The sequence below is a fragment of the Actinoallomurus spadix genome (genome assembly GCF_024055725.1).
Lineage (GTDB): Bacteria > Actinomycetota > Actinomycetes > Streptosporangiales > Streptosporangiaceae > Actinoallomurus > Actinoallomurus spadix.
The window spans coordinates 44,033-69,688 of the sequence record NZ_JAMXMX010000008.1; the positions used below are offsets into that span (position 1 = coordinate 44,033).

The 25,656-nt window shown below is 71.1% G+C and carries 25 protein-coding genes; 15 read left to right on the forward strand and 10 right to left on the reverse strand.

Going from position 1 to position 25,656, the window contains the following annotated elements; genetic code table 11:
* Positions 1-129 precede the first annotated feature (129 nt).
* The 7 genes from NE235_RS13520 to NE235_RS13550 all read left to right on the forward strand — a co-directional run bounded on the left by NE235_RS13520 (position 130) and on the right by NE235_RS13550 (position 9,049).
* Entirely contained in the window at positions 130-1,095 is a 966-nt protein-coding gene (locus tag NE235_RS13520) for a TIGR03557 family F420-dependent LLM class oxidoreductase (RefSeq protein WP_252802529.1), read from the forward strand.
* Between the two features lie 124 nt (positions 1,096-1,219).
* Entirely contained in the window at positions 1,220-3,820 is a 2,601-nt protein-coding gene (locus NE235_RS13525) for an alpha/beta fold hydrolase (protein ID WP_252802531.1), read from the forward strand.
* Positions 3,817-4,683 carry an ABC transporter permease gene (locus tag NE235_RS13530; protein ID WP_252802533.1) on the forward strand — a complete coding sequence of 289 codons (867 nt, stop codon included), beginning with the start codon at positions 3,817-3,819 and terminating at the stop codon, positions 4,681-4,683. Before NE235_RS13525 ends, NE235_RS13530 begins: the two co-directional genes overlap by 4 nt.
* Before the next feature lie 73 nt (positions 4,684-4,756).
* Positions 4,757-5,740: a ribose-phosphate diphosphokinase gene (locus tag NE235_RS13535; RefSeq protein WP_252802535.1), complete on the forward strand. Its 984-nt coding sequence runs from the start codon at positions 4,757-4,759 to the stop codon at positions 5,738-5,740.
* A gap of 184 nt (positions 5,741-5,924) precedes the next feature.
* Positions 5,925-7,298 (forward strand): serine hydrolase, encoded by a 1,374-nt coding sequence (locus NE235_RS13540; RefSeq protein ID WP_252802537.1) that lies wholly within the window; start codon positions 5,925-5,927, stop codon positions 7,296-7,298.
* 159 nt (positions 7,299-7,457) lie between these two features.
* Positions 7,458-8,408: a GlxA family transcriptional regulator gene (locus NE235_RS13545; RefSeq protein ID WP_252802539.1), complete on the forward strand. Its 951-nt coding sequence runs from the start codon at positions 7,458-7,460 to the stop codon at positions 8,406-8,408.
* An 11-nt stretch (positions 8,409-8,419) separates the two neighbouring features.
* Positions 8,420-9,049, forward strand: a complete 630-nt coding sequence (locus NE235_RS13550; protein WP_252802541.1) for a DJ-1/PfpI family protein — start codon at positions 8,420-8,422, stop codon at positions 9,047-9,049.
* Between the two features lie 7 nt (positions 9,050-9,056).
* On the opposite strand, the gene NE235_RS13555 is transcribed toward NE235_RS13550, so the two are convergent.
* On the reverse strand, positions 9,057-9,368 hold the full coding sequence (locus tag NE235_RS13555) for a YciI family protein (protein WP_252802543.1): 312 nt from the start codon (positions 9,366-9,368) through the stop codon (positions 9,057-9,059).
* 240 nt (positions 9,369-9,608) lie between these two features.
* On the opposite strand from NE235_RS13555, the gene NE235_RS13560 reads away from it, so the two are divergent.
* The 3 genes from NE235_RS13560 to NE235_RS13570 all read left to right on the forward strand — a co-directional run bounded on the left by NE235_RS13560 (position 9,609) and on the right by NE235_RS13570 (position 13,093).
* Positions 9,609-10,202, forward strand: coding sequence for an HD domain-containing protein (locus NE235_RS13560; RefSeq protein ID WP_252802545.1), 594 nt, complete (start codon positions 9,609-9,611; stop codon positions 10,200-10,202).
* Between the two features lie 124 nt (positions 10,203-10,326).
* Positions 10,327-12,126, forward strand: coding sequence for an asparagine synthase (glutamine-hydrolyzing) (gene asnB, locus NE235_RS13565; RefSeq protein WP_252802547.1), 1,800 nt, complete (start codon positions 10,327-10,329; stop codon positions 12,124-12,126).
* A 73-nt stretch (positions 12,127-12,199) separates the two neighbouring features.
* On the forward strand, positions 12,200-13,093 hold the full coding sequence (locus NE235_RS13570) for a hypothetical protein (protein ID WP_252802551.1): 894 nt from the start codon (positions 12,200-12,202) through the stop codon (positions 13,091-13,093).
* Positions 13,094-13,144: 51 nt separating this feature from the next.
* On the opposite strand, the gene NE235_RS38150 is transcribed toward NE235_RS13570, so the two are convergent.
* On the reverse strand, positions 13,145-14,422 hold the full coding sequence (locus NE235_RS38150; protein WP_252802553.1) for an FAD-binding protein: 1,278 nt from the start codon (positions 14,420-14,422) through the stop codon (positions 13,145-13,147).
* A gap of 213 nt (positions 14,423-14,635) precedes the next feature.
* On the opposite strand from NE235_RS38150, the gene NE235_RS13580 reads away from it, so the two are divergent.
* The 3 genes from NE235_RS13580 to NE235_RS13590 all read left to right on the forward strand — a co-directional run bounded on the left by NE235_RS13580 (position 14,636) and on the right by NE235_RS13590 (position 19,279).
* Positions 14,636-16,411, forward strand: coding sequence for an ABC transporter ATP-binding protein (locus NE235_RS13580; protein WP_252802555.1), 1,776 nt, complete (start codon positions 14,636-14,638; stop codon positions 16,409-16,411).
* Entirely contained in the window at positions 16,408-18,222 is a 1,815-nt protein-coding gene (locus tag NE235_RS13585) for an ABC transporter ATP-binding protein (RefSeq protein ID WP_252802557.1), read from the forward strand. Before NE235_RS13580 ends, NE235_RS13585 begins: the two co-directional genes overlap by 4 nt.
* A gap of 193 nt (positions 18,223-18,415) precedes the next feature.
* Complete coding sequence (locus NE235_RS13590; RefSeq protein ID WP_252802559.1) at positions 18,416-19,279, forward strand: DMT family protein; 864 nt, start codon at positions 18,416-18,418, stop codon at positions 19,277-19,279.
* A gap of 8 nt (positions 19,280-19,287) precedes the next feature.
* Here NE235_RS13590 and NE235_RS13595 read toward each other — a convergent pair whose 3' ends face one another.
* Positions 19,288-19,479: a DUF4236 domain-containing protein gene (locus NE235_RS13595; protein ID WP_252802561.1), complete on the reverse strand. Its 192-nt coding sequence runs from the start codon at positions 19,477-19,479 to the stop codon at positions 19,288-19,290.
* Positions 19,480-19,729: 250 nt separating this feature from the next.
* On the opposite strand from NE235_RS13595, the gene NE235_RS13600 reads away from it, so the two are divergent.
* Entirely contained in the window at positions 19,730-20,251 is a 522-nt protein-coding gene (locus NE235_RS13600; protein WP_252802567.1) for a hypothetical protein, read from the forward strand.
* A 120-nt stretch (positions 20,252-20,371) separates the two neighbouring features.
* Here NE235_RS13600 and NE235_RS13605 read toward each other — a convergent pair whose 3' ends face one another.
* From NE235_RS13605 to msrA, 5 genes are all read right to left on the reverse strand, one after another.
* A complete protein-coding gene (locus NE235_RS13605; protein WP_252802569.1) occupies positions 20,372-20,839 on the reverse strand; it encodes a hypothetical protein in 468 nt (155 codons plus the stop codon).
* 224 nt (positions 20,840-21,063) lie between these two features.
* Entirely contained in the window at positions 21,064-21,411 is a 348-nt protein-coding gene (locus NE235_RS13610) for a hypothetical protein (protein ID WP_252802570.1), read from the reverse strand.
* A gap of 188 nt (positions 21,412-21,599) precedes the next feature.
* A complete protein-coding gene (locus NE235_RS13615) occupies positions 21,600-21,830 on the reverse strand; it encodes a hypothetical protein (protein WP_252802573.1) in 231 nt (76 codons plus the stop codon).
* Entirely contained in the window at positions 21,827-22,150 is a 324-nt protein-coding gene (locus tag NE235_RS13620) for a hypothetical protein (RefSeq protein ID WP_252802575.1), read from the reverse strand. Before NE235_RS13620 ends, NE235_RS13615 begins: the two co-directional genes overlap by 4 nt.
* On the reverse strand, positions 22,147-22,803 hold the full coding sequence (gene msrA / locus NE235_RS13625; RefSeq protein ID WP_252802576.1) for a peptide-methionine (S)-S-oxide reductase MsrA: 657 nt from the start codon (positions 22,801-22,803) through the stop codon (positions 22,147-22,149). The genes NE235_RS13620 and msrA overlap by 4 nt, the downstream gene beginning before the upstream one ends.
* 102 nt (positions 22,804-22,905) lie before the next feature.
* Here msrA and rarD point away from each other — a divergent pair, with 102 nt between their 5' ends.
* Positions 22,906-23,814 (forward strand): EamA family transporter RarD, encoded by a 909-nt coding sequence (gene rarD / locus NE235_RS13630; RefSeq protein WP_252802578.1) that lies wholly within the window; start codon positions 22,906-22,908, stop codon positions 23,812-23,814.
* A 25-nt stretch (positions 23,815-23,839) separates the two neighbouring features.
* Here rarD and NE235_RS13635 read toward each other — a convergent pair whose 3' ends face one another.
* Both NE235_RS13635 and NE235_RS13640 read right to left on the reverse strand, forming a co-directional pair.
* Complete coding sequence (locus tag NE235_RS13635; protein WP_252802580.1) at positions 23,840-24,733, reverse strand: trypsin-like serine peptidase; 894 nt, start codon at positions 24,731-24,733, stop codon at positions 23,840-23,842.
* 6 nt (positions 24,734-24,739) lie between these two features.
* Positions 24,740-25,639, reverse strand: a complete 900-nt coding sequence (locus NE235_RS13640) for a trypsin-like serine peptidase (protein ID WP_252802582.1) — start codon at positions 25,637-25,639, stop codon at positions 24,740-24,742.
* Positions 25,640-25,656 lie beyond the last annotated feature (17 nt).

Consider the following 25,656-nt stretch of genomic DNA (forward strand, 5'->3'; position numbering starts at 1 on the left):
TTTTGGATCTTCCGTACGCCGTTCGGGGCTCACTCGGCGCAGTCGGGCGTTAGCGTCAGGTCATCGGCGTCCTCGGTGCGGGTCTCGGCCGGTCCGAGGGCCAGGGAGAGCACGGAGAGGGGACGGAAGATGGTTGCCATCGGATACACGATGATGTGTGAGCAGGCGGCTCCGGACCAGTTGGTACGCGATGTCCGGTCCGCCGAGAACGCCGGGTTCGACTTCTCGGTCATCAGCGACCATTACTTCCCGTGGCTGCCCGCACAGGGCCATTCCGGCTATGCCTGGGCGATCCTGGGAGCCGCGGCGCAGGCCACGGAGCGCATTCCGCTGATGACCTTCGTGACGTGTCCGACGATGCGCTATCACCCGGCGATCGTGGCCCAGAAGGCCGCCACCGTGCAGATCCTGTCCGGCGGGCGGTTCCGCCTCGGCCTGGGCGCCGGGGAGAACCTCAACGAGCACGTGGTGGGCAAGGGCTGGCCGATGACGAGCGTCCGGCACGAGATGCTGAGCGAGGCGATCGAGGTGATCTCCGCGCTGTTCGACGGCGGGACGATCGACTACCGGGGCGCCCACTTCGACGTGGAGTCGGCCAAGCTGTGGGACCTGCCCGACCGGCGCGTGCCGATCGGCGTCGCGGTGTCGGGGCCCGAGTCCTGCCGGCTGGCCGGCGAGCAGGCCGACATCATGATCGCGACCGAGCCGAAGGGCGAGCTCGGTGAGATGTTCGACGCGGCGGGCGGATCCGGCAAGCCGCGTGTCGGGCAGCTCGCCATCGCGTACGACACCGACCGGGAGGCGGCGGTCAAGCGGGCCCACGAGCAGTTCCGGTGGTTCGGCCTCGGCTGGCCGGTGAACGCCAACCTGCCGGGGACGGGCGCGTTCGAGTCGGCGAGTCGGTTCGTCACGCCGGAGCAGGTCGCGCAGCAGCTGTCGTGCGGCCCGGACGTCGACGAGCACGTGGAGAAGATCAAGGGTTTCGTCGACGCGGGGTTCGACGAGGTCGCGATCGTGCAGATCGGCGCCGAGCACCAGGACTCCTTCATCTCCTGGGCCGAACGCGACCTGCTGCCCGCGGTCCGCTCACTGTGAGGTCCGGTCAGGGAGCCTTCAGGTCGGCGTAGTCCGAGCACTTCCCCGGGCGGCCGGCCACGACCGTCCGATCATGTGGGAGGCTGCCCGCTCTCGCCGGGGAGCGCCGCGTAGGGTCTACGCCATGAGGCGGGGGCGGTGGGCGGCGGTCGCCGGCGCGGTGGCCGTGCTGGCGGGCGGGGTGGCCTGGGCGGCGCTGCCGGGGCCGCCGCGCGTACGGGCGTCGGAGCAGCGCGTCGCGGTCGTCGACGGGCCGCACGACGACCGGCACATCGCCCTCGACACGACCTTCTTCGCGCCCGCCGGCCGCGGGCGCGCGCCCGCGGTGCTGCTCGCGCACGGGTTCGGCGGCAGCAAGGACGACACCCGTGGCGAGGCCGAGCGGCTGGCCCGGCACGGGTACGCCGTGCTCACCTGGTCCGCGCGCGGCTTCGGCCGCTCGGACGGTGAGATCACCCTCGACTCCCCCGACTACGACGTGAAGGACGTCCGGCAGCTGATCGACTGGCTGGCCCGCCGCTCCGAGGTGCGCCTCGACGCGCCGGGTGATCCGCGCGTCGGCGTCGCCGGGCAGTCCTACGGCGGCGCGATCACTCTGCTGGCCGCCGCGTACGACCGCCGCGTCGACGCCATCGCGCCGCAGGTCACCTGGTACGACCTGGCCGACTCGCTCTTTCCCGACGCCACCGGCCGGGGTGCCGCGAACGGCGTGTTCAAGAAGGTCTGGGCCGGGATCTTCTTCACCGGCGGCGCGTCGTCCACAGCCTGTGGACGGTTCCTGCCGTCGCTGTGCGCGATGTACCAGAGGGTCGCGGAGACCGGGGCGCCCACGCCCGAGGCGATCGCGACGCTGCGCCGGTCCAGCACCTCCTCCGTCGCCGGCCGGATCCACGTCCCGACCCTCCTGGTCCAGGGCCAGTCGGACTCGCTGTTCCCCCTCGACCAGGCCGACGGCAACGCGCGGGCGGTCACCGGCGCTCCGGTGAAGGTCGTCTGGTTCCAGGGTGGGCACGACGGCGGCGACCCGGAGACCACCCGGATCCGCGGGCTCGTCACCGGCTGGTTCGACCGTTACCTCAAGGGCGACCGTACGGCGGCGGAGAGCGGGTTCACCGTCACCCGGAGCGGCGGCATCGACTCCTCCACCCAGCGCGTCGTCGTCACCGCCGCCACCGCGCCCCGGTACCCCGGCCTGTCCGGCGCGGCCCGGCGCACGTTCCCGCTGGGCGGCCAGGAGCAGACGATCCAGAACCCGCCCGGCGGCTCCCCCGCCTCCGTCTCCACGCTGCCCGGGCTCGGCGCGCTGAACGCGGCCGGCGGGCTCGGCGCCGGCGGGGCGCAGTTCGACCTGCCCGGCCAGTCGGCGGCCTTCGAGACCGAGCCGCTGGACGCACCGGTGACGCTCACCGGATCCGCGCGTGTCCGCGTCCACGTCGCCGGCGGGCGGGCCACCCTGTTCGCCAAGGTGTACGACGTCGGGCCGGACGGCCAGGCCACACCGGCCCGCCGCCTCGCCGCCCCGTTCACCCTCGACGGCACGGCGGACGTCGCCCTGCCCGCCCTCGACCACCGCTTCGACGCGGGTCATAGCATCCGGGTCGTCTTCGGCACCACCGACATGGGCTTCGCCTCCCCGGCCCGCGCCGCCTCCTACCGCGTGTCCGTGGACTCCCCGCTGACCGTCCCCGCCGACCCGGCGCTGCGCGCGCCGTCCGCCCCGCTGCCCTGGTGGGTGTGGGGGCTTCCGGCGATCGCGGTGGCGGCGGCCGTCGTCCTCGTCGCGACGGGACGTGGGCGGCGCCACGGCGGCGGCGAACCCGGCGACCCCGAGGTGCCGCTGGAGATCAGCGGGCTCACCAAACGCTACAAGAACGGCCACCTCGCCGTGGACGACCTGTCCTTCCGCGTCGAACGCGGGCAGGTCTGCGGCCTGCTCGGCCCGAACGGCGCCGGCAAGACCACCACGCTGCGCATGCTCATGGGCCTCATCCACCCCGACGCCGGGCAGATCCGCATCTTCGGCGAGCCCGTACGGCCCGGCGCTCCCGTGCTGGCCCGGCTCGGCTCGTTCGTGGAGGGCCCCGGCTTCCTGCCGCACCTGTCCGGCCGCGACAACCTGGAGCTGTACTGGAAGGCCGCCGGGCGCGGCGAGGCGTACCTCGACGAGGCCCTGGAGATCGCCGGGCTGGGCGACGCGATCCGCCGGCCGGTGCGGACCTACTCGCAGGGGATGCGGCAGCGGCTCGCCATCGCCCAGGCCATGCTCGGCCTGCCCGACCTGCTCGTCCTCGACGAGCCGACCAACGGCCTCGACCCGCCGCAGATCGCCGAGATGCGCGAGGTCCTCGTGCGGTACGCCGCCGCGGGCCGGACCGTCATCATCTCCAGCCACCTGCTCGCCGAGGTCGAGCAGACCTGCACCGACGTCGTCGTCATGCACCGGGGCACGCTCGTCGCCGCCGGTCCCGTGGCCGAGATCGCGGGCCACGACGGCTCGATCCTGGTCGGCACCCCGGAGGTCGACCGCGCGATGAGCGTGCTGACCGCGCTGGAGGGCGTCGAGGGCGCGGAGCCGTACGCCCCCGGTGTCCTCGTGCACCTGAACGGCTCGGGCCCCGCGGCCGTGGTCGCGGCCCTGGTCGCGGGCGGCGTCCCGGTCGACCGGGTGACGCCGCACCGCCGCCTGGAGGACGCCTTCCTCGCGCTGATCGGAGACGGCTCATGACCCGGGAGGGACTCGTGGCCGAGGAGCCCGCGTACCGGCGGCGCCGAACGCTGCCGCTGTGCGTCGAGGCCGTGCGCCAGTTCCGCCGGCGCCGCACCTGGATCGCGTTCCTGGTCCTGCTGGCCCTGCCCTGGGTGCTCGCCGCCGCCTTCAAGATCGGCGGCTCGCCGTCGGGGAACGACGCGAACACCCCCGGCCTCGTCACGGTCGCGACCGCGGGCGCGCTGAACTTCACGGCGTTCACGCTGTTCGCATCCGCGGGCTTCCTGCTCGTCGTGGCGGTGGCGCTGTTCTGCGGCGACACGGTGGCGAGCGAGGCGGGCTGGGCGTCCCTGCGCTACCTGCTCGCCGCCCCGGTGCCGCGCGTCCGCCTGCTGCGCCAGAAACTGATCGTCGCCCTCGCGTACGCCGCGCTGGCCGTCGTCAGCCTGCCCGCCATGGCGATGATCACTGGGATCTACGTATTCGGCTGGGCCCGCCTGCGGGTGCCGGGCGCGGACGTCGCGCTGCCGAACGGCACGGCCCTCACCCGGTTGCTCATCATCGTCGCCTACATCCTGGCGTCCGAGCTGGTGGTCGCCGCCCTGGCGTTCCTGCTGTCCGTCACCACCGACTCGCCGCTCGGCGCGGTCGGCGGCGCGGTCGGCCTCGTCATCCTCAGCAACATCATCGACGCGGTCACCGCGCTCGGCCACTGGCGGGAGTTCCTGCCGACGCACTGGACGTTCGCCTGGACCGACGCCCTCCAGCCGCACCTGGAGTGGACCGGCATGATCAAGGGCACGGCCCTGTCCGCCTCGTACGCGGTGGTGTTCCTCGCCCTGGCCGTCCGCCGCTTCCGCGCCAAGGACGTCGTCAGCTGATCCGATTCCCGGAGTACCCGGCCGGTGATCCGGTCGCGGCAGATCGATGGTGACGAATGGGGCTGTTCCGGGCATGATCGAGGCGGACGCGCGGGAGGCGATGCGGGTGACCGGTACCGAATTCGAAGAGCTGCTGGTGTTCGGCGGATCGGGCAGTCCGCGGCTCACCGCCGCGATCTGCGACCACCTGGGCATCAAGCCGGGCCGCGGGGAGGTCATCCGCTTCTCCGACGGCAACCTGTTCGTGAAGGTCAACCAGAACGTCCGCGGCCGGCACGTGCACCTCGTGCAGTCGTCGGTGTTCCCTGCCAACGACAATTTCATGGAGCTGCTGTTCTGGATCGATGCGTTCAAGCGGGCCAGCGCGGCATCGGTGACGGTGCTGATGCCGTACTTCAGCTACGCGAAGGCCGACAAGAAGGACGAGCCGCGGGTGTCGATCCGGGCCCGGGTGTGCGCGCAGTCGATCGAGGCGGCCGGGGCCGACCGGGTCGTCACGATGGACCTGCACGCGCCGCAGATCCAGGGATTCTTCACGCGGCCGGTCGACGACCTGTACGCCCTCCCGCTGCTCGCCGAGGCCATCGGTGACTCCGGCGACCTGGTCGTCGTGTCGCCGGACGCGGGATTCGCCAAGCAGGCCCGCAAGTACGCCAGACGGCTCGGCGCACCGCTCGCCATCGCCGACAAGGAGCGCGTCGACCACAGCGAGACCGCGCGGGTCGTCGACCTGATCGGTGACGTACGCGGCCGCGACGCGGTGATCGTCGACGACTTCACGATCACCGCCGGCACGCTCACCGAGGTCGCGGAGTCCGTGATGGAGCACGGCGCGCGGAGCGTGCGCGCGGCCGTGACGCACGGCGTGTTCACCGGCAAGTCGATGGAGCGGCTGGACTCCAGCCCGATCTCGCGGCTCTACGTGACCGACACGGTGGAGAACCAGCCGGTGCGCCTGTCGCCGAAGGTGCAGAAGGTCTCGGTCGCGCCGCTCTTCGCGGAGGCGATCACCCGTATCCACCGCCGCGAGAGCATCAGCGTCCTGTTCGACTTCTGACCCTCGGCGTCCCGCGCCGGGCACGCTCCACGGCGACACGCATACGCACCGCCGATGACCAGCGGCTTTACAAATGTGGTCGAAAACCGGGATGGCGCGCGGCCGATATCGCTATTTTGTCGTAATGATCTTGAACCGTTATCGTAAGCACGGTCGGGGGTGGCTTGCGCTGGGCGGTGCGGTGATGCTGCTGGCCACCGTCGCGCAGCCGGCGCAGGCGGCCGAGCCGGACACCAGCGGTGTCGCGCGAAAGCTCCAGAAGACCATGGCCGCGCTGAAGTTCGGCGAGGTCCTGGACACCGAACCCCCCACGTCAACCATGGCGACGAAGTCCGCCTCGGTCGACGTCGACCCGGAGAAGAAGCTCGCGGGACGGGATCGGGCCCCCAGGCTGAAGGCGGCGGCCACCGCGGCCGCGACCCAGATCCACCAGCAGCCCAACGTCGACGTGACCGTCCTCGAGCTCGACGGCAAGGGCCGGCCCGTCTCCTCCGGCACCGTCGTGACGAGCCCGACGTACAAGAACGGCGTCATCGTCCCGGTCGACCGGAACTTCCACACCACCGCGGTGCGCTACCGGCACTGGGACACCACCCTGTGGAACACCGACAACGGGCAGGGCGACACCGACGTCGTCCCGGGCCGGGAGAACGCGCCCATCGACTTCATGTCGCCGTACCCGGCATCGACCCTCAAGCTGCTCGTCGGCTTCGGCGTCCTCCAGCTCGTGGACAAGGGCACCATCACCCTGGACGACACGTACGCCTACCAGCCGACGCAGGCCTCCTCCCTGTGCGGTGACGCCACCACCGACACCGTCCGCAACTACTTCGACCGCATGATCACCGTCTCCGACAACGGCTCGACGTGCGCGCTGATCAAGCTGCTGAACGACAAGGGCGCGATCGACGGCCTCAACCAGACCTTCCAGGACATCGGCCTGGAGACGCTGCAGCTGAAGGACACCAACCCAGCCAACGGCGGGAACTGGACCTCCGGCATCAACATGTCCTCGCTGGACACCGCCAAGCTGCTCGCGCTCGTCAACGGCGTGTCGGGCACGGCGTGGACCGCTCCGAACGGCAAGGCGGTCACCAGTGACGTCCTGAGCAGGTCCTCCCGGGAGTTCTTCCTGAAGGAGCTCGGCGAGCAGGGCTGGAACAACGTCCTGTCGACGACGAACTACTGCGGTTACACCTACCCGGCGGCGGGCATGCCGCAGCGGATCGCGCAGCGGTGGATCGGCCCCGACGGGACCGTGACGGTCAACGACGACCCGACCGACGGCAAGTACCTGTACCCCGTGCAGCCCTGCCAGGACGCCGCGCAGGTGACGTTCGCCCACAAGACGGGGCTGTCGGAGAACGCGGTGAGCGACGCGGGCATCGTCAAATCGCTGCCCGGCAAGCCGAACCGGCACTACATCATCGCCGCGTTCAGCAACCTCGGCTACCGGTACATCGACCCGAACCGCCAGGATGTTCAGCCGTCGGTCAACCGGACCGAGAAGTTCGCGCTGCTCGGCCGCACGATGGACGCCTACGAGGCCGCCCACTGACCCGGCCGGACACGAAGTGAAGGGGCCGGGAAATCCCGGCCCCTTCCCTCATCCGCCGACGATGCCGGCTTCTTCGCGGGTTCCGCGGACCGGCGGATGGCCGGGATCGTCATATCCGCGTCATTGCGGCCACCGCATCGGGGCGGCGACGCTGAGGACGTGCGGATCACGTTCCTCGTCCACCCCGGCTTCCAGTCGCTGGACCTCACCGGCCCCCTGGAGGTCTTCGCCCTGGCCGGTGGCACCTACGCCACCGAGGTCGTCGCCGCCGAACGTGCGCCGGTCGAGTCATCCAGCGGTCTCGCGGTCCTTCCGCACCGGGCCTTCCACGACGACCCCGTCGACACCCTGATCGTGGTGGGCGGTCCCGGCACCGCGGAGGCCGTCCGGGACGAGCGGACGATCGCCTGGATCACGACCACCGCGCGGCGCGCCCGCCGCGTCGGCTCGGTGTGCAGCGGCGCGTTCCTGCTGGCACGGGCGGGTCTGCTCGACGGCCGGCGGGCGACCACTCACTGGTCGGCCTGCCGTCTGCTGGAGGAGCGATTCCCGTCCGTCGAGGTCGACCCGGATCCCATCTTCGTACGGGACGATCCGGTCTGGACCTCCGCGGGGGTGACCGCGGGGATCGACCTGGCGCTCGCGATGGTCGAGGACGACCTCGGCGCCGCGGCCGCCCGGACGGTCGCCCGGCAACTGGTCGTGTTCGTGCAGCGGCCGGGCGGGCAGGCGCAGTTCAGCGCGCAACTGGCCGCGCAGCGGCCGGACCGGCCCGGCCTGCGCGAACTGCAGCGGTGGATCGCCGACCACCTGACCGCGGATCTGTCCGTCGAGGCGCTGGCGGCCCGGACGGGGCTGAGCACGCGCCACTTCGCCCGGGTCTTCCGCGACGACGTCGGCGTGACGCCGGGGGCGTACGTCGAATCGGTGCGGGTCGAGGCGGCCCGCCGGCTGCTGGAGACCTCCGCCCGCCCGCTCGACGTGATCGCCCGCGAGTGCGGCTTCGGCACGCCCGAGACGATGCACCGCAGTTTCAGGAGGACCGTGTCCGTCACTCCCGGCGACTACCGCCGCCGGTTCCGTGGCCACGCTTCCGTGGCGTCCCGATGAGGAGCATTCCCGTGCAGATCGTGTTCGCGCTCTACGAAGGGTTCACCCCGCTCGACGCCGTCGGGCCACATGAGGTCCTGTCGCGCCTGCCGGGCGTCACGACGGTCTTCGCGGCGGCCGAACGCGGACCCGTCCGTTCGGACGGGACGCTCACCGTGTCGGCCGACGCGGCCCTGGACGAGCTGGACCGCTGCGACGTCCTCGTCGTGCCGGGCGGTCCGGGCACCCGCGAGGTCGTGCTCGGTGATCAGCGGTACGTCGACTGGGTCCGGCGCGTGCATCGCACGACCCGGTGGACCACGTCGGTGTGCTCCGGCTCGCTGATCCTCGGTGCGGCCGGGCTGCTCGACGGCCTGCCGGCGACGACGCACTGGGGCGCGCGGAAACAGCTCGAGGCGACCGGCGCGACGTACGTCCCCGAGCGCGTCGTGACGGCCGGGAAGATCGTGACGGCGGCGGGCGTCTCGGCCGGCATCGACATGGCGCTGACCCTGGCCGCCCGCATCGGCGGCGACGTCGCCGCGCAGGCGATCCAGCTGTGGATCGAGTACGACCCGCGACCGCCCTTCGACAGCGGCTCACTCCCGAAGGCGTGCCCGGAGGTCCTGGACTTCGTCACCGCCCACCTGGCGACCGGATGACGGGCGCCTAGGATGTTCGGCCCTCGGCGGGCGGTTCCGCCAGGTCCGGGTGGACGCGGGCGGCGTCGATGGTGACGATCTCATACGCGGCCAGGCCTGCCCGGACGAAGGGGTCCTCGGCGATGATTTCCGCGATCCGCCTCCGGTCGACGCCGCGGGCGACGATCGCGCCGCCGTCCTCGGCCGGCACCGTCTGCCCGGACGCCAGGAACGTGCCGGTCCCGTGGTGGCGCTCCAGGTAATCGACGTGGCCGGGAATGTGCTCGGCGATCGCATCCGGCGAAGCGGTGTACCTCAGAAGCAACAAATGCAACTCCACGCCCGCATGATTCCACGTGGTCCGGCGGGGCCGGATGCGCCGCTCGGTCCACGAGGCGGAACTCGTGGCCCGCCGGGTCGCGCATCACCTGGCATCGACCGTGGGTGTCGGTGCGCAGGTCGCCCGGGCCCCACTCCCCGGTCCGGCGGATCGGGCGGAGATTGCCGTTCGCTTACCGTTTCATCTGCGGGAAGTCGTCTACCGTGAGATACCCGGGCGGCCGAGAGTGAGGGGGCAGGCATGCCGGAGGAGCTGGCGCGCTTGACGGAGTTCGTCTACGAGATCGGACTGCTCAAGCGCTACAAGCGGAGCGGCTGGCTCGTCGCCGGCGTCGCCGCTCCCGAGAGCATCGCGGATCACTCCTTCCGGGCGGCGGTGTTGGCCGGCGTCCTGGCCGCCCTGGAGGGCGCGAGTCCCGAGCGGGCCGTCCTGCTCAGCCTCTTCCACGACAGTCAGGAGACCCGGCTGACCGACCTGCCGTACCTCGCCAAGCGGTACGTCACCCGCATGCCCAACGAGCAGGTCACCGCGGACCAGGTGCGCGGGCTGCCCGCGCCGGTGGCCGACCTGGTCTCCGGTTCGGTCGCGGAGTACGAGCAGCGGACCAGTCTGGAGTCGCGCTGCGCGCGGGACGCCGACAAGCTCGAATGCCTGTTGCAGGCCATCGAGTACCGGGACCAGGGGCATCACACGATCCAGCCGTGGATCGACAGTTCGCTCGCCGCGCTGCAGACGCCGTCCGGGAAGAGGCTCGCCGATGAGGCGCTCGCCACCGGGTCGCTCGACTGGCTTCACGGCGCGGTGAACGGGGAGGACGACCCGGTCGCCGGCTGACGCTCTCCACGGTCCGGCCCGGATGTCCAGATCCGCACGCCGTGAGGTTCGTTACTTAGATGTTCCTGACAAGCCGAGTTAGGGTCAGTCACGTGCATAGTGCATCCGATGAGGAGGCGTTCGCATGTGCGGGATTGCCGGCTGGGTGGACTACGACCGCGACCTCACGCGCGACGGCGAGACCGCCCGCGCGATGACGCGCACGATGGCGCTCCGGGGCCCCGACGCCGAAGGGCTCTGGATCGAGTCCCATGTCGCGCTGGGGCACCGGCGCCTCGCCGTGATCGATCTCGAGGGCGGCGCACAGCCGATGAGCGAGGGGCCCGTCACCCTCGTCTACAGCGGCGAGACGTACAACTTCCGTGAGCTCCGCCGGGAGCTGGAGTCCCACGGGCACCGGTTCCGCACCCGCAGCGACACCGAGGTCGTCCTGCGGGCGTACCTGCGGTGGGGGGCCGACCTCGTCGAGCACCTGAACGGGATGTACGCGTTCGCGCTGTGGGACCGGCGGACCGAGGAGCTCCTCCTCGTACGGGACCGGATGGGCATCAAGCCGCTGTACTACGCGCCGACCCGCCACGGTGTGCTGTTCGGCTCCGAGCCCAAGGCCATCCTCGCCAATCCGCTGTTCGGCCCGCGCCTTCGCGACGAGGGCCTGTTCGAGCTGCTCACCACCGCGAAGACGCCGGGTCACGCCGTCTTCGACGGCATGTACGAGGTCGAGCCCGGGCACGTCGTCCGCGTCTCACGCGACGGGCTCACCGACCGGCGCTACTGGGCGCTGACCGCCCGGGAGCACACCGACGGCATCCCCAGGACCGTCCGGCGCGTCCGCGAGCTCTTGGAGGACATCGTCGCGCGGCAGCTCATCTCCGACGTCCCGCTGTGCACGCTGCTGTCGGGCGGGCTGGACTCCAGTGCCCTCACCGCGCTGGCCGACCGGGCGCTGGGGATCGGCACCGTACGCAGCTTCGCGGTCGACTTCACCGATGAGGGCGGCGGCTTCGTGCCGGACGCCGTGCGGGACACGCCCGACACCCCGTACGTCCACGACGTCGCCAAGCACGTCGGGTCCCATCACACCGACGTCGTCCTCGGCAGTGAGAGCCTGGCCTCGCCCGAGGCCGTCGAGTCGGTGCTGCGTGCCCGGGACCTGCCCGGCGGCGGCGACATGGACACCTCGCTGTACCTGCTGTTCGCCGAGATCCGCCGGCATTCCACGGTCGCGCTGTCGGGTGAGTCCGCCGATGAGATCTTCGGCGGGTACCGCTGGTTCCACGATCCGGCCGCGGTCGCCGCGGAGGCGTTCCCCTGGCTCCGCGGCCTGGGCGGGACGATGGACCTGGTGGACCGGGATCTCGACCGGCGCGCCGGCGCGTACCTCACCGAGCGGTACCACGAGGCGATCGACGAGGTGCCCCGCCTGCCCGGCGAGGACGGCGCCGAGCGCCGGATGCGGGAGATCTGCCACCTCCACCTCACCCGGATGGTCCGCCTCCTCCTCGACCGCAAGGACCGGATGAGCATGGCGGTCGGCCTGGAGGTCCGCGTGCCGTTCTGCGACCACCGGCTCGTCGAGTACGTCTTCAACACACCGTGGGCGTACAAGACCTATGACGGCCGGGAGAAGAGCCTGCTGCGCGGCGCCACCTCCGACCTGCTCCCCGAGTCGGTCGTACGGCGGCGGAAGAGCCCGTATCCGGCCACGCAGGATCCCGGGTACGAACGGGCCGTGCGCGAGCGCCTGTCCGGCATCCTCGCCGATCCGAACGCCCCCGTACGGCCCTACCTCGACGAGAAGGCCGCGCGCGCCGTGCTGCGCCGGCCGATCGGCCGGGCCAGCCTCCAGCAGAACCGGACCGCGATGGAACGGATCGTCGGCCTGAACGACTGGCTGACGGCCTATCGTCCCGAACATATCTGATTGTTCAGCATATATCGCTATTGCCGAGTGATCAATTCGCGGTCGATGGCATGGCCGGTTTAAAGTCCCGGCCATGCCATCGCTGAGTCACGAATCGCTCGCCCTGTTGTTCAAGAACCGCCCGCCTCTGGCCGCAGAAATTCTCCATAACGCCTTAAAAGTCGACATCCCGGACTATGAGGAAATCCGGGTTGAATCCGGCGATCTCACCGAGTGGAACCCCGCGGAGTTCCGCGCGGACGCCGTGGTCGTCTTCGAGGCGGCCACCCCCGTGCTGGCCGTGGTCGTGGAGATCCAGCTCGGCCGTGACCAGGGCAAGCGATGGAGCTGGCCGGTCTACCTCGCGGGTCTGCGCGCACGAACGCGCTGCCCGGCGATCCTGCTGGTGATCTGCGCCGACGCGGCCGTCGGCGACTGGTGCGCCGAGCCGATCGACCTCGGCCATCCCGGCTGGACTCTTACTCCGCTGGTGCTCAAGCCCGAGGCGGTCCCGGTCGTGACCGACGTGGCGGAGGCCGTCCGCGCGCCGGAGCTCGCGGTGCTGTCGACCATGACCCACGGCGCCGCCTACGACCGGGCGCGGATGTTCCACGCCCTTCTTTCCGCCCTCGCCACCATCGAGGACGGTGACCGCGCGAAACTGTACATTGACATCGTGCTCGCGGCACTGCCCGAGACGCCGGCCACCGAACTGGAGGCAATCGTGCGCAGCGATACATCTCCCTACAAAAGCGACGCCTTCCGCAGGACCTACGCCGAAGGCGAAGCCAGCGGCGAAGCCAAGGGCGTGGCCAAGGGAGAGACCAAAGGCAGGGTGGAGACCCTCCTTCAGGTGCTCGAGGCCCGGGGCGTCATGGTCCCGGACGAGGCGCGCGAACGCATCACCGCCTGCACCGACGTCGCCCAGATCGAGGCCTGGGTCAAGCGGTCCGTCATCGTCCGCACCGTCGACGCCCTCTTCGACTGAACCGCGCGGGCGGTCGGTCCAGGCCGGCGCGGTCGGTCCAGAACGGCCCGGTCAGTCCAGGCCGGCGAAGAGGTGGCGGGCGAGGAAGTCGTTGGTGAAGGTGCCGTTCGGGTCGTAGTGGCGCGCCAGGGCGTGGAAGTCCGGGAGGCGCGGGTACGCCGCGCGCAGCGCGTCGGCGGGGGTGGTGAACAGCTTGCCCCAGTGCGGCCGGGGGTCGAAGGGTGCCAGGCGCTCGTCGAGCAGCTCGAGCACGGGGCGCACCGCGTCGGCGTCCTTGACCCACGTGAAGTGCAGGGCGACCGTGTCCCGCCCATAGGACGTGCTCATCCACAGGTCGTCCGCCGCGACGGTCCGGACCTCGCAGATCTGCAGGACGGGGGCGATCCGGTCGCGGACCTCGTTCAGGGCGTGCAGTGCCGCGACCGCGTGTGACCGGGGCAGGAGGAACTCCGACTGCAGCTCGTCGCCGCTGCTGCTCGGCGCGAAGTCGGGCCGGAAGTGCGGCAGCCGGTCGTGCCACGGGCCGGGCACGCCGCCCTGCTCGGTGCAGGCGACGGGGGACATCCCGGGCACGGGGTGCCGGGGGCCGTCGGCGGCCCGGGCGCCGAACCACTCCTCCGGCATCGGGTCCCCGCCCGCCGCGTCGACGCGCTCCTTCACCCACACCTGGTCGATCCGAGCCTCGCGCCACGTCGTGAAGAGGCTGACGCTGTACGCGCCGGAGACCACCGCGGCGAAGTGCTCGTCGAGGACTTCGAGGAGCAGCCCCTCGTACACCCGCTGCCGGACGTCGAAGGCCGGCGCGATGTCGAGCGTCACGCTCACGACGACGCCGAGGGCGCCGAGCCCGACGACGGCGCCCGCGAACCGGTCCCCGTCCCGGTCGCGGCTCAGCGAGACCATGTCGCCGCCGGCCGTGACCAGCTCCAGCCCGGACACCGCCGTGGCGAGGTTGCCGTTCGTCTCCCCGGAGCCGTGCGTCGCCGTCGCGATCGAGCCGGCCACGGAGATGTGCGGCAGGGACGCCAGGTTGTGCAGGGAGTACCCCTGGGCGTGCAGTTCGTGGCTCAGCTCGGCGTACCGCACGCTCGCGCCGACCCTCACCGTGCCGGCGCCGCCGTCGATCTCCACGGCGGAGGGCAGCTTCGCGAGTGAGAGCAGCGTGCCCGGCGTGTCGGCGATGTCGTTGAAGGAGTGGCCGCTGCCCAGCACGCGCACCTTCGGGCCGCGCGTCACCAGGCTCCGTACCTCATCGAGAGAGACCGGATAGCGGACCTCCTCGGCCTGGAAGCCGATGTTGCCCGCCCAGTTCCATGCCGCACCGGCCACCGGCCACGCACCTTCCCACCGTCGTCGTCCGCTCCTCCGCGGCCGATCAGTCCACTTCGCACGGTATGCCCTGGCGGAAAATGCGTTGCCCGCCGAGGCCGCCCTCTGTTCTACTCGCGCCGTACGAGCGGTCGACCGAGGAGATGGTCATGCGTCCTGCGTACGTGTCCCCCCAGCAGGCAGTCGCCACCTACGCAGAGGACACGACGCTTCGTGCATTCACCGACGCGACCGGCGCGGAGAGACGCCGGTAAGACCACTCAGACCACCGTCCTGGGCTGCCTTCGCCCGGGCCTTCGCGCGACCGCGGCCCTCGCCGCCGCCGTCACGGCGGCGACCGCGCTGCCGCTCGTCGCACCGCAGCTCACCCGGCGTTTCGTCGACGACGCCATCGGCGGTGCGAGCACCCGCCACCTGGTGTTCGTCGCCGTCGGCTACCTGATCCTCGCCGTCGCCGGGCAGGGCGCCCGTACCCTCACCGCCTGGCTGGCGAGCCGCCTGGCCTGGGACGGCACCAACCGCCTCCGGGAGCGGCTGGCCGAGCACACCCTCGGCCTCGACCTCGGCTTCCACGGGCGGCGTACCCCCGGCGAGCTGATCGAACGCGTCGACGGCGACGTCGTCGCCATCGCCGAGTTCGTCGTCGCCTTCCTGCTGGACGTCGTGGCCGGCGTCCTCCTCCTGGCGGGCGTGCTCGTCGTCATGCTGACCGTCGAACCGCGCGTCGGCGCGCTGCTGCTCGCGTACTGCGCGCTGATCGGGTTCGCGATGGCCCAGGCGCAGCGGCTGGCCGTGCCGTCGGCCGCCCGGTCCCGCGCGCGGTACGCCGCGCTGTTCGGCGACATCGAGGAGCGCCTGGCCGGCCTGGAGGACCTGCGTGCGAACGGCGCCGGCGAGCACGCCGTGAACCGCGTCCACCGGGCGAGCGGCCGGATGTACCGCGCGGAGTTCCGGTCCGAGCGCATCGGCAGCGGCCTGCTCGCGGGCACGTCGGTGGCCTTCGCGGCGGGTACGGCGCTGGTCGTCGCCCTGGCCTCCTGGGCCCGCTGGTCCGGGACGCTGACCGTCGGCACCGCCGTGCTGCTGCTGCAGTACACCCAGATGGTCCGGACGCCGTTCGAGCGGCTGATCGACCAGTTGCGGCAGTACCAGGCGGCCCTCGCCGGTGTCGCCCGCGTCCGGGACCTCCTGGCCGAACGCCGTACGCTGCCGGAGCCCGCCGATCCCCGGCCGTTGCCGGCGTCGGGCCCGCTCGGCCTGCGCCTCGACGGAGTGGGCTTCGCGTACGCCGACGACGGCGCGCCGGTGCTGTCCGGCGTCGACCTGACGCTGGCGCCGGGTGAGACGCTCGGCCTGGTCGGCCGGACCGGCAGCGGCAAGACCACCATCGCCCGGCTCATCCTGCGGCTGTACGACCCGACCGAGGGCGCCGTACGGGTCGGCGGGCTGGACCTGCGGAACGCCGACCCGGCGTCCGTACGGCGGCGGATCGGCGTGGTCACCCAGGACGTGCAACTGTTCACCGCGAGCGTGCGGGACAACCTGACGCTGTTCCGGCCGGACCTCGCCGGCGACCGGCGGCTGCGGGAGATCCTCGCCGAGGTCGGTCTCGGCGACTGGCTGGCCGGGCTGCCCGACGGCCTCGACACCGGGCTGGGCGGCGACGCGGTCGGCGTCTCCGCCGGTGAGGCGCAACTGCTGGCGTTCGCCCGTACGCTGCTCACCGACCCGGGGCTGGTGGTGCTGGACGAGGCCTCGAGCCGGCTCGACCCGGCGACCGAGCGACGCGTCGAGGCCGTCGTGGACCGGCTCCTCGCCGGCCGTACCGGGGTGCTCATCGCCCACCGGCTGTCCTCCCTGGCACGGGTGGACACGGTCGCGGTCGTCGACGGCGGCCGGATCGTCGAGTACGGCCGCCGGGACGACCTGACGGCCGACCCCGGCAGCCGGTTCGCGCGGCTGCTCAGCGCGGCGGGGGTGGCGCGATGAGGCCCGTACCGACCGTGATGGCCGGTCTCGCCCGCTCCTCCGGGCTGCGCCGGTACCTCCTCGGCGGCCTGCTGTGGCTGCCGACGTACCTGTTCCCCATCGGCGGCGGCCTGCTGCTGAAGCGGCTGTTCGACCAGCTCAGCGGGGATCGGGCCGCCGACCTGACGGGGGCGCTGTGGCTCTGCGCCGCGTTCGCCGGGCTGGAGGTGGTCCGCGGCCTGAACATCGTCACCGCCTGGGCGTACGGCGTGTACTGGTGGGAGGCCGCCGCGACCACGCTGCGCGTCAACGTGCTGCGCTCGATCCTCACCGCCCGCGGCGCCGCCGCGGCCCGGCTGCCGTACGCGCCGGGTGAGGCGCTGGCGCGGCTTCGCGACGACGTGTCCGACCTCGTCCAGGTCACCGACGACCTGGTGGACCTGGCCGGCACGGCGCTGTTCGGCGGCACCGCACTGGTGATCATGGCGGCGATCGACCCCGCCGTCACGCTCGCGCTCGTCCTGCCGATGGTCGCCGCAGCGGTGCTGAGCCGGCTGCTCGGCACCGTCATCCGGCGCCTGCACCGCCGCGCCCGGCGCCTCGGCGCCGCGGTGACCGCCCATCTCGGCGACGCGTTCGCGGGCATCCTGGCGATCAAGACGGCGGGCGCGGAGGACGCGGTGCTGGCGCGCCTCCGCGCGCACAACCGCCGGCGGCGGAACGCCGCCGTCCGGGACCGGCTCGCGACCGACCTCCTGGACACGGTGACGAGCGCGACCGTCGAGATCGGCATGGGCATCGTCCTGCTCATCGCCGCCCCCGCGATGCACCACGGGAGCTTCACGGTCGGCGACCTGGCGCTCTTCACCGGCTACCTCGGCTGGCTGACCGCGCTGCCGCGCTCCCTCGGCACGTTCCTGTACCGCCTGCCGCAGGCCGCGGTCGCCACCGAACGCCTCGGCCGGCTCATGGCCCCGCACGAGGACGTCCATGACCTCGCGCGGGTGAGCGGCGTCTGGTTCCGCCGGGACCCGCCACCGGTCCCGGCGCCGCCGCCGCACCCCGACCCGCTGAAGGTGATCGAGGGCCGCGGCCTGACCGTGCGGTACGGGTGTGGCCGCGGGCTGGACGCCGTCGACCTGCGGATCGAACGCGGGTCCTTCACCGTGGTCACCGGAGCCGTCGGGACCGGCAAGACCACGCTCGTACGGGCACTGCTCGGGCTCGTGCCCCTGGACGCCGGAACGATCACCTGGAACGGCCGGCCCGTCGAGGACCCGGGAACGTACCTGGTCCCCGGCCGCGTCGCGTACGCGAGCCAGATCCCCCGGCTGTTCTCCGACTCGCTCCGGGAGAACCTCCTACTCGGCGCGGACGACGACCGGCTCGCCACCGCCATCCGGCTGGCGGCGTTCGACACGGACGTGGCGGACATGCCGGACGGCCTCGACACGGTCGTCGGTCCCCGCGGCGTACGACTGTCCGGCGGACAGGTGCAACGGGCCACGGCCGCCCGCGCCCTCGTACGGAACCCGGACCTGCTCGTCGTCGACGACCTGTCCTCCGCGCTGGACGTGGAGACCGAGCGGTCCCTGTGGGAACGGCTCGCCGACGCGGCGCGCGACGGACGCGGACCGGCGACGCTGCTGGTCGTGTCGCACCGCCGGGCGGCCCTCGAACGAGCCGACCGGATCGTGGTCCTCGATCGTGGCCGCGTCGCCGGTCACGGCCGGCTCGACGAACTCCTGGAGAACTGCGCGGAGATGCGCCGGCTGTGGACCGGCGAACTCCTCATCGAGGCCGAGGAACAGGCGGACCCCACCGTCCGCTGACCTGGCGGCGGCGGTGGGCTCCGGCCCACCACCGCCGTCCAGCCGTTCCGTTCAGCCACTGTGACGTCGCTATTGACGGAACAAGCCCGGCGAACCGGTCATGCGTCCGTCAACGATGACGGCCACGTGGCTCCGACGGCGGTGAGGTGACCACAGAGGTGTCAGCGGTACCCGTAGCTCGTAGGCTCGGGGAATGGTCTGGAGTCTGCTGGGGGCGGTCGCCGCCGCCGTGTGCTTCGGCACGGGAAGCGTGCTGCAGGCGCTCGCCGCGCGCACCGCGCCGACGGGCGCGGGCGTCGATCCGCGGTTGCTGGTCCGTCTCGTCCGGCGGCTCCCGTTCCTCGTCGGCACGGGGCTGGACCTGCTCGGCTTCGTCGCCGAACTGGCGGCGCTGCGGTCACTGCCGCTGTTCGTCGTGCAGGCGGTGATCGCCGCCAACCTGGCGGTCACCGCGGTCGTCGCCGCCTGGGTCCTGCACATCAGGCTGTCCGCCCGCGAGTGGGGCGCGGTCGCCGCGGTCTGCGCCGGCCTGGCCCTGCTCGGCCTGGCCGCCGGTCACGAGAATCCGGCGTCGGTGAGCCTGGCGTTCAGGCTCGCGCTGCTCGGCTGCGTCGTCCTCATGGGGGCGGCGGGGATGCTGGCGGGGCGCCTGCGCGGAGAGACCCGGTCCGCGGTGCTCGGGTTCGTCGCGGGCCTGGGGTTCGGCTTCGTCGCCATCGGCGCCCGCGTGCTGGTGAGCCTGTCCCCGCTCGACCTCCTGGGTGACCCGGCGACGTACGTCGTGGCGGGCGGCGGCCTGTCGGCGTTCCTGTTCTTCGCGACCGCGCTGCAGCGCGGCTCGGTCACGACGACCACCGCCGCGATGGTCGTCGCCGAGACCGTCGTACCGGCGCTGGTCGGGGTCGTCCTCCTGGGCGACGACACCCGTCACGGGTACACCTGGAGCGCCGTGCTCGGCTTCCTCATGGCCGTGGTGGGCACGCTCGTCCTCGCCCGCTTCGGCGAACCCGCCGCGGAGACGGCCGAGGCCGCCCCTGCGCCGACGTCACATCACTGAGTCCGGGCTCAGACGCGGTCTCGAGCGCGGGACTTGTTCTGCTTCCAGGACAGCGGGCCGGGCAGGTCGACCCGATGCGCGCGGGATCGGGAGTTCCACGACCATCGGCCGATTTTGATGCTCCAGGAAGAAAACCCGTGCTCGGTGAAATTGAGGATCAGCGGCCCGAACTTCTGCCGTTTACGGAACATCACGCCCATCGCTGCGCTCCCCTTCGTGGCTCGTAAGCAGGTGTGCCAGCGAATGCCCGCGATGCCCCGAGCCAAACTTTCCGCAGTTCACGCCGGGCCACCGGCGTCAGGCGGCGGCCGTATCATTCCCGCCAGGCGGAACCGGGGCGGCAACCGTAGTGCTGCAGCACCATTAGCGGTTAGGACGTGGGGCTCTACCCTCGGCTTCCCCCGATCAACATGATGTGGCCGTCGGTCCCTTCTACCCGCAGAGGAAACGATGACCACTTTCCGGATCTCCCGTCGCGTCGGCATGCTCTCGGTCGCGACCGCGGCCGCGGCGGCGTTCACGCTGGCGCCCATGGCCTCGGCTCAAGCCGCTCCCGCCTCCCCCAAGGCCGACGCCCCCGTCAAAATCGCGGGCGCCTCGAAGAAGACGTACTTCACCTTGAGCGGGCTGGGCACCAAGCTCAGCGGCATCCCCAAGGGCAAGGCCTGGGTCGGCTGGCACGACGGGTTGGTGACCGACAAGGCCGAGTGGAACGTTCGAGTGACCGACACCGCGTCCGGTAAGTGGTGCGCCCAGGCCCGGATCATTCTCGACGTGCCCGGGAACGACGTCGAATACACGAGCGGCAAGGCCTGCGGCAAGGGCAAGCACCTCGACTGGAAGAAGACCTCGACCGGCAAATCGTTCCTGCGCGGCGTCAAGATACAGGTCTGCCGGAACCTGCCGGTCAGCAACGCCCAGCAGCACTGCGAGAGGAAGAAGTACATCAAGAACCCGTACTACCACTACTGATACCGGCGACCGGCTCCTGACGACTCCGCCTCCGGACGGCCGTCAGGGGCTCCGGCATTGACGCGGCCCCCGGCTCTCTTCTGAGCCGGGGGCCGTGTTCGTCGTAGCCTCGCTGCACTGTCAGAAGACGAACGGCCCCGGGTTCTGGAGCGAGGTGGCCGTGCAGTCCACTCTGAACGTCCCGACCGTGCTCGTGAGGGACTTGGCCTCCAGCACGTCACCCGGGGCGACGGTCCCCGTCAGCGGGCCGGAGTTGAAAGGCTGCCCGAGTAGCGTCCACGCCGGGTTGGCCTTCCCCTTGAAGGTGACGGTGCCGCCGCGCGCGTTGGACAGCGTCAGCGTCGTCTCGATCGTGTTGGCCGGGAACGAGTGGGACGCCCACACCACGGGCGTCGAGAACGTGATGGTCGCTGCCGAGCCGTTCTGCTGGGCGTCAAGCCTGGCCTGCCCAGAGCCCCAGTCGCCGCAGTTGATCTGGATGGTGGCGGTGGCGGGGCCGACGGCCGAGGCCGGCGGGGCCATGACCAGTGCGCCCACGGCCAGGGCCACCGCGCCCACCGTGCCGCTCCCGAGGGTCCTGAGCTTCATGCCAGCCGCCTTCCTGTGGTGACTTCCGGCCTGCCGGTCATGCTCGGTCCGCACGCCGCCACAAGCCCCTCACAAGTACTTATCTGACCGTCATCACAACAGTCAGTAGTTGATTGTTCAAGTATATGGAGGAGATGATCAGCCGTCCAGGCCCGACCTCCGACCCCCGACGCGGCCGGAAGTCGGGTGGACTGAGCCCCGGCCCGTACGCACGCGAACTCAGGTCACAAGCGATCCTCGAAGTTCGCCAGGACGACGGCCCGCCCGCCGATGCTCTCGAAGGCGACGGCGAGCGCCCGGGCCAGCGCGACCTGGTGGTCCTCATCGACAGACCCGATCATCGGCGTGACCTCCACCCGCCGGCGGTAGTAGAGGTAACCATCGTCATCGGTGAAGGCGAGGGCCGGATCGGCGTCCTCGTTGTGCCAGATCTCCAGCTGGTTCCCCTGGACATCGCACGAGTGGACCTTCAGCCGCACGGCGTCGGGGAACGCGTCGAAGACGCTCCGCAGCAACGCCTCTTCGCTCACATCCCCGTCCACCATGACGATGAACTGCAGAGTCTCCGACATGGTCAATCATCTTTTCAAAGCCACATGAAGGACCCGGCCACCCTCATGGCTCCCCCAACGTGCCCTGATGTCCGAGCCTCATCATCGACTGGCCTGGACGTTCCGGCACCGCGTTCAGCAACTCCGCGACGAGGTCGAGATCGTCACGTGTGACATCCGCACCGGCTGCGTTGGTGTTCGCTGTTCGGTCAATACCGAACAGCGAACGCTTGGGATGCCTCGGAGCGCCGGATTGACGCCCGTACCGGCTCACTGGGCAACGAGACGAGCCGGTCGGCATCAATGAACCGCAGGCTCAGCGGCGTGGCGATCACGTAGACGCGCCATCCCGCCGCCTGCGCGAGGACTACCAGGTCCTCAACGCCGGAGGCCGCCGGAGCGGCGCAGACGGCAATGTACAGGACGTTGCCCGAGGTCATGTCTCGCTCGACTGGGGCAGCGGCGAGTCGCTGAGGATGAGATCGGCCATCCGGACCAGGCGCGCCGCATACCGACGCCCTTCGCCACAACGAAGCTTCGGCAGAAGCTCACGGAGCACCCGGCTGCAGTCATCCAGAATGGCGCGCTTCTCCCCATCCAGCGTTCCGTCCAGATAGCTCCTCACGCAACCCGCCATGTCGCCGTCGAGCAGCACGACGGATTCACCGTCGGCCTCCAGCCACTTGAGGTCATCCGGGAACGTCAGCCCGAGGTGCTCCGCCCACAGAACCGAGACCTCGTCGAAGACGACGTCGATCACTCGGCCCGGGCGACGCCGACCGGGCAGGTGAGGCCGGTGCCGCCGACGCCGCAGTAGCCGTTGGGGTTCTTGGCGTCCGACAGGTACTGCTGGTGGTAGTCCTCGGCGAAGTAGAACTCACCGGCCGGGACGATCTCAGTGGTGATCTCGCCGTAGCCGGCGGCGTTCAGCACCTTTTGGTACGCCTCGCGGGAGGCGAGGGCGGCGTCGCGCTCGGTGTCGTCGCGGTAGAAGATGACCGAGCGGTACTGCGTGCCGACGTCGTTGCCCTGGCGCATGCCCTGCGTCGGGTCGTGGCCCTCCCAGAACGCCTTGAGCAGCCCGTCGTAGGAGATCTCGGCCGGGTCGTAGACCACGCGCACGACCTCGGCGTGGCCGGTGAGGCCGGAGCAGACCTCTTCGTACGTGGGGTTGGGGGTGTAGCCGCCCGCGTAGCCGACGGCCGTCGACACGACGCCGGGGATCTTCCAGAAGGCGCGTTCCACGCCCCAGAAGCAGCCCTCGCCGAACTCGGCAATCGCGGTGCCCGCCGGGTACGGCGGCGCGAGGGGGGTGCCGAGCACGGTGTGCCGCTCGGTGACCGGCATGGGGGTGTCGCGGCCCGGAAGGGCCTCTTCAGGGGTCACCATCGTCGTCTTCACGAATCCGAACACCCTTGCAGGGTATCCCTGGGCGCAAACGGGACCCGTCTGTGAAGCAGTGCTGGACAGTACCGTTAAGCACTAACGCTAATTACGGCTTGGTACGATCCATCCGTGGCTGATACCCGTCGTGGCATTGTGTCCGGCATCGCGGCGTACACGATGTGGGGACTGTTTCCGCTCTACTGGCCGTTGCTGAAGCCGGCCGGGGCGCTGGAGATCCTCGCGCACCGCATGATCTGGTCGCTGGTGGCCGTCCTCGTCATCCTGACCGTGCGCCGGAACTGGGCGTGGCTACGGACGATCGGCCTGCGGCGGATGCTGCTGCTGGCCGTCGCCGCGCTGATCATCACGGTCAACTGGGGCACCTACATCTACGCCGTGAACAGCGGCCACACGATCGAGGCGGCCCTCGGCTACTTCATCAATCCGCTGGTCAGCGTACTGCTCGGCGTCCTGGTCTTCCATGAGCGGTTGCGGTCCTGGCAGTGGGCGGCGATCGGGATCAGCGTGGTGGCCGTCGGGGTGCTCGCCGCGGACTACGGGCGGCTGCCGTGGATCGCGCTGCTGCTGGCCTGCAGCTTCGGCACGTACGGCCTGGTCAAGAAGTTCGCGGCGACCGGGTCGGCGGAGAGCCTGACGATCGAGACGGCGGTGCTGTTCGTGCCCGCGCTCGCGTACACGCTGCTCGCGCCCCACCAGACGTTCACCGGGCACGGACCCGGGCACGTCGCGCTCCTCGTCGGCGCGGGTGTGGTCACGGCGATCCCGCTAATGCTGTTCAACACCGCGGCGACGCGTGTGCCGCTCACCGTCATCGGCATGCTGCAGTACCTCGCGCCGGTCATCCAGTTCCTCATCGGCCTGCTGGTGCAGCACGAGGCGATGCCGGCGAGCCGGTGGGTCGGGTTCCTGCTGGTGTGGGCGGCCCTCGCGCTGCTCACCGCGGACGGCCTGCGCGCGGCCCGGTCCAGGCGGCGCGCGGCGGCGCCACGCCCCGAGCCGGTCGCCGAGGCCGCCTGAGTCCGGTCAGACGGCTGCGCGCGGGTCAGGCCTCCTTGTCGGCCTTGACGATGAGCTTGGTGATGTCGTTGTCGAACAGGGCGCTGTAGGAGCGCCAGTCGGTGTCGCCGCCCTCCTGGTATCCGCCGAGCGTCCCGATCACGAGACCGCTCTCCGTCTTGTCGTTGTACTGGATCATCCATGGGCTGCCGCTGGTGCCGCCGTAGAGGCCCTTGCAGTCGAAGCCGATCTGGTACTTCCACTGCTTGAAGGTCCGGTTGACGCACCGAACCGGCTTGTCGGCCGGGTTGTGGCTCTTGGCGGGGTACCCGATCACGGTCACCCGGTTGGAGTATCCCTGGTTGATCCGCAGGACGTTCGACCCGACGACGTCGACGATGTGCCGGCCGCCGACCTTGTTGAGGGCGGCGAAGCCGTAGTCGAGGTCCGGGTCGCCGCGGCGCGTCCAGCGTGCGTCGAGCCAGGTCTTGCGGATGGGCCAGACGCCGTACGGTCTCGGCCGGGAGGTGTTGTACTTCGGGACGAAGGCGATGTGCGTCGCGTAGGTGTGCTTGTGCGGGTCGTACAGGCAGTGGGCCGCCGTGAGGATGAGGTCCTTCTTCGACGTGTGCATGACGCTGGCGGTGCAGTAGTGGTTGCCGCTGCCGTTGTTGTAGAAGAGCGCGCCGACGACGCGGCTGCCGCCGCCCTTCTTGGCGGTGGGTGTCCCGGCGGGCGGCCCGGACCGCTCCGCGGCCTTCCCGGCCGATCGGCTCTCCGGTGGAGTGGCGGACGCCATGCGGGAGACGGTCCAGTACGCGGCCGCCCGCACGGTGTCCGGCTCCGCGTGGCTCACCGCGCGGATGGTCTCGACGTCGGCCGCGACGGCCGGCATCACGATCGCGGACAGGGCGGCCGTCAGCAGCGCACCGTGCAGCACCGAGGCTCAGGCCTGGTCGTTCGCGGTGACGGCCAGGTGGCCGATGTCGTCGTCGAACAGCGGACTGTAGGACCGCCAGTCGGTGTCGCCGCCCCTCTGGTAGCCACCGATCACCCCGATCACGTAGCCGCGCTGCGCCTGGTCGTCGTACTCGGCGATCCACGGACTGCCGCTCGTGCCGCCGGTGAAACCGCCGCAGTCGAACCGGAGCTGGCCGTCGGACTGCCGGGAGGTCAGGGCGGCGCAGCGGATCGGCCGGTCGCTCGGGTTGTTCGCCCGCGACGGGTAGCCGATCACCGTGACTCGGTTGGAGTAACCCGTGTTGATCAGCAGTTCGTCGGCGCCGACGACGTCGGCGACGCGCCGGCCGCCGATCTCCTGAACGGCGGCGAACGCGACGTCGGCGTCCGGGTCACCGTGGTCGATCCAGCGCCGATCCGCCACCATCAGCCAGACCGGCCAGGTGCCGTACGGGCGGCGGCCGCGGCTGTACTTCGGCACGAACACGATGTTGCGGTTCCAGGCGTGGCCGCTCGGGCTGTACAGGCAGTGCGCCGCGGTGATCAGGAGGTTCCGCTTGGCGGAGCCGACCACGCTGGCGGTGCAGTAGTGCCGGCCGGTCCCGTTGCTGAGGAACAGCGCCCCCACGACGCGGCTGCCGCCCGTGTAGCCGGCCATCGGGTAGGCGGCCGGCGGTCCGGCCTGGCGTACGAGGCGGGTGTCGAGGGGGGTCGCGGTCTCCATGAGGTGCTCGGTCCAGTACGCCGCGCTGCGCGTTCCCGCGGCGTGGTCGACGAAGGTGACGGCGTGCACGCCGTCACCGGTCGAGGCCGAGACGGGCGGGACCGGGCTGAGCGGCGCCGCCCCGGCGGCCAAGAGGGCGCAGAGCAATCGTGTCGTCTTCACCCGTGGCTCACCCTCCG

Coding starts and splice junctions, on each gene's coding strand:
- NE235_RS13560 (WP_252802545.1), top strand. CDS start 9,609: ATGCCGGAGGAGCTGGCGCGCTTGACGGAGTTCGTCTACGAGATCGGA.
- NE235_RS13525 (WP_252802531.1), top strand. CDS start 1,220: ATGAGGCGGGGGCGGTGGGCGGCGGTCGCCGGCGCGGTGGCCGTGCTG.
- NE235_RS13590 (WP_252802559.1), top strand. CDS start 18,416: ATGGTCTGGAGTCTGCTGGGGGCGGTCGCCGCCGCCGTGTGCTTCGGC.
- NE235_RS13605 (WP_252802569.1), bottom strand. CDS start 20,839: ATGAAGCTCAGGACCCTCGGGAGCGGCACGGTGGGCGCGGTGGCCCTG.
- NE235_RS13530 (WP_252802533.1), top strand. CDS start 3,817: ATGACCCGGGAGGGACTCGTGGCCGAGGAGCCCGCGTACCGGCGGCGC.
- NE235_RS13520 (WP_252802529.1), top strand. CDS start 130: ATGGTTGCCATCGGATACACGATGATGTGTGAGCAGGCGGCTCCGGAC.
- NE235_RS13585 (WP_252802557.1), top strand. CDS start 16,408: ATGAGGCCCGTACCGACCGTGATGGCCGGTCTCGCCCGCTCCTCCGGG.
- NE235_RS13535 (WP_252802535.1), top strand. CDS start 4,757: ATGATCGAGGCGGACGCGCGGGAGGCGATGCGGGTGACCGGTACCGAA.
- NE235_RS13595 (WP_252802561.1), bottom strand. CDS start 19,479: ATGGGCGTGATGTTCCGTAAACGGCAGAAGTTCGGGCCGCTGATCCTC.
- NE235_RS13570 (WP_252802551.1), top strand. CDS start 12,200: ATGCCATCGCTGAGTCACGAATCGCTCGCCCTGTTGTTCAAGAACCGC.
- asnB (WP_252802547.1), top strand. CDS start 10,327: ATGTGCGGGATTGCCGGCTGGGTGGACTACGACCGCGACCTCACGCGC.
- NE235_RS13615 (WP_252802573.1), bottom strand. CDS start 21,830: ATGACCTCGGGCAACGTCCTGTACATTGCCGTCTGCGCCGCTCCGGCG.
- NE235_RS13610 (WP_252802570.1), bottom strand. CDS start 21,411: ATGTCGGAGACTCTGCAGTTCATCGTCATGGTGGACGGGGATGTGAGC.
- NE235_RS13600 (WP_252802567.1), top strand. CDS start 19,730: ATGACCACTTTCCGGATCTCCCGTCGCGTCGGCATGCTCTCGGTCGCG.
- NE235_RS13540 (WP_252802537.1), top strand. CDS start 5,925: ATGCTGCTGGCCACCGTCGCGCAGCCGGCGCAGGCGGCCGAGCCGGAC.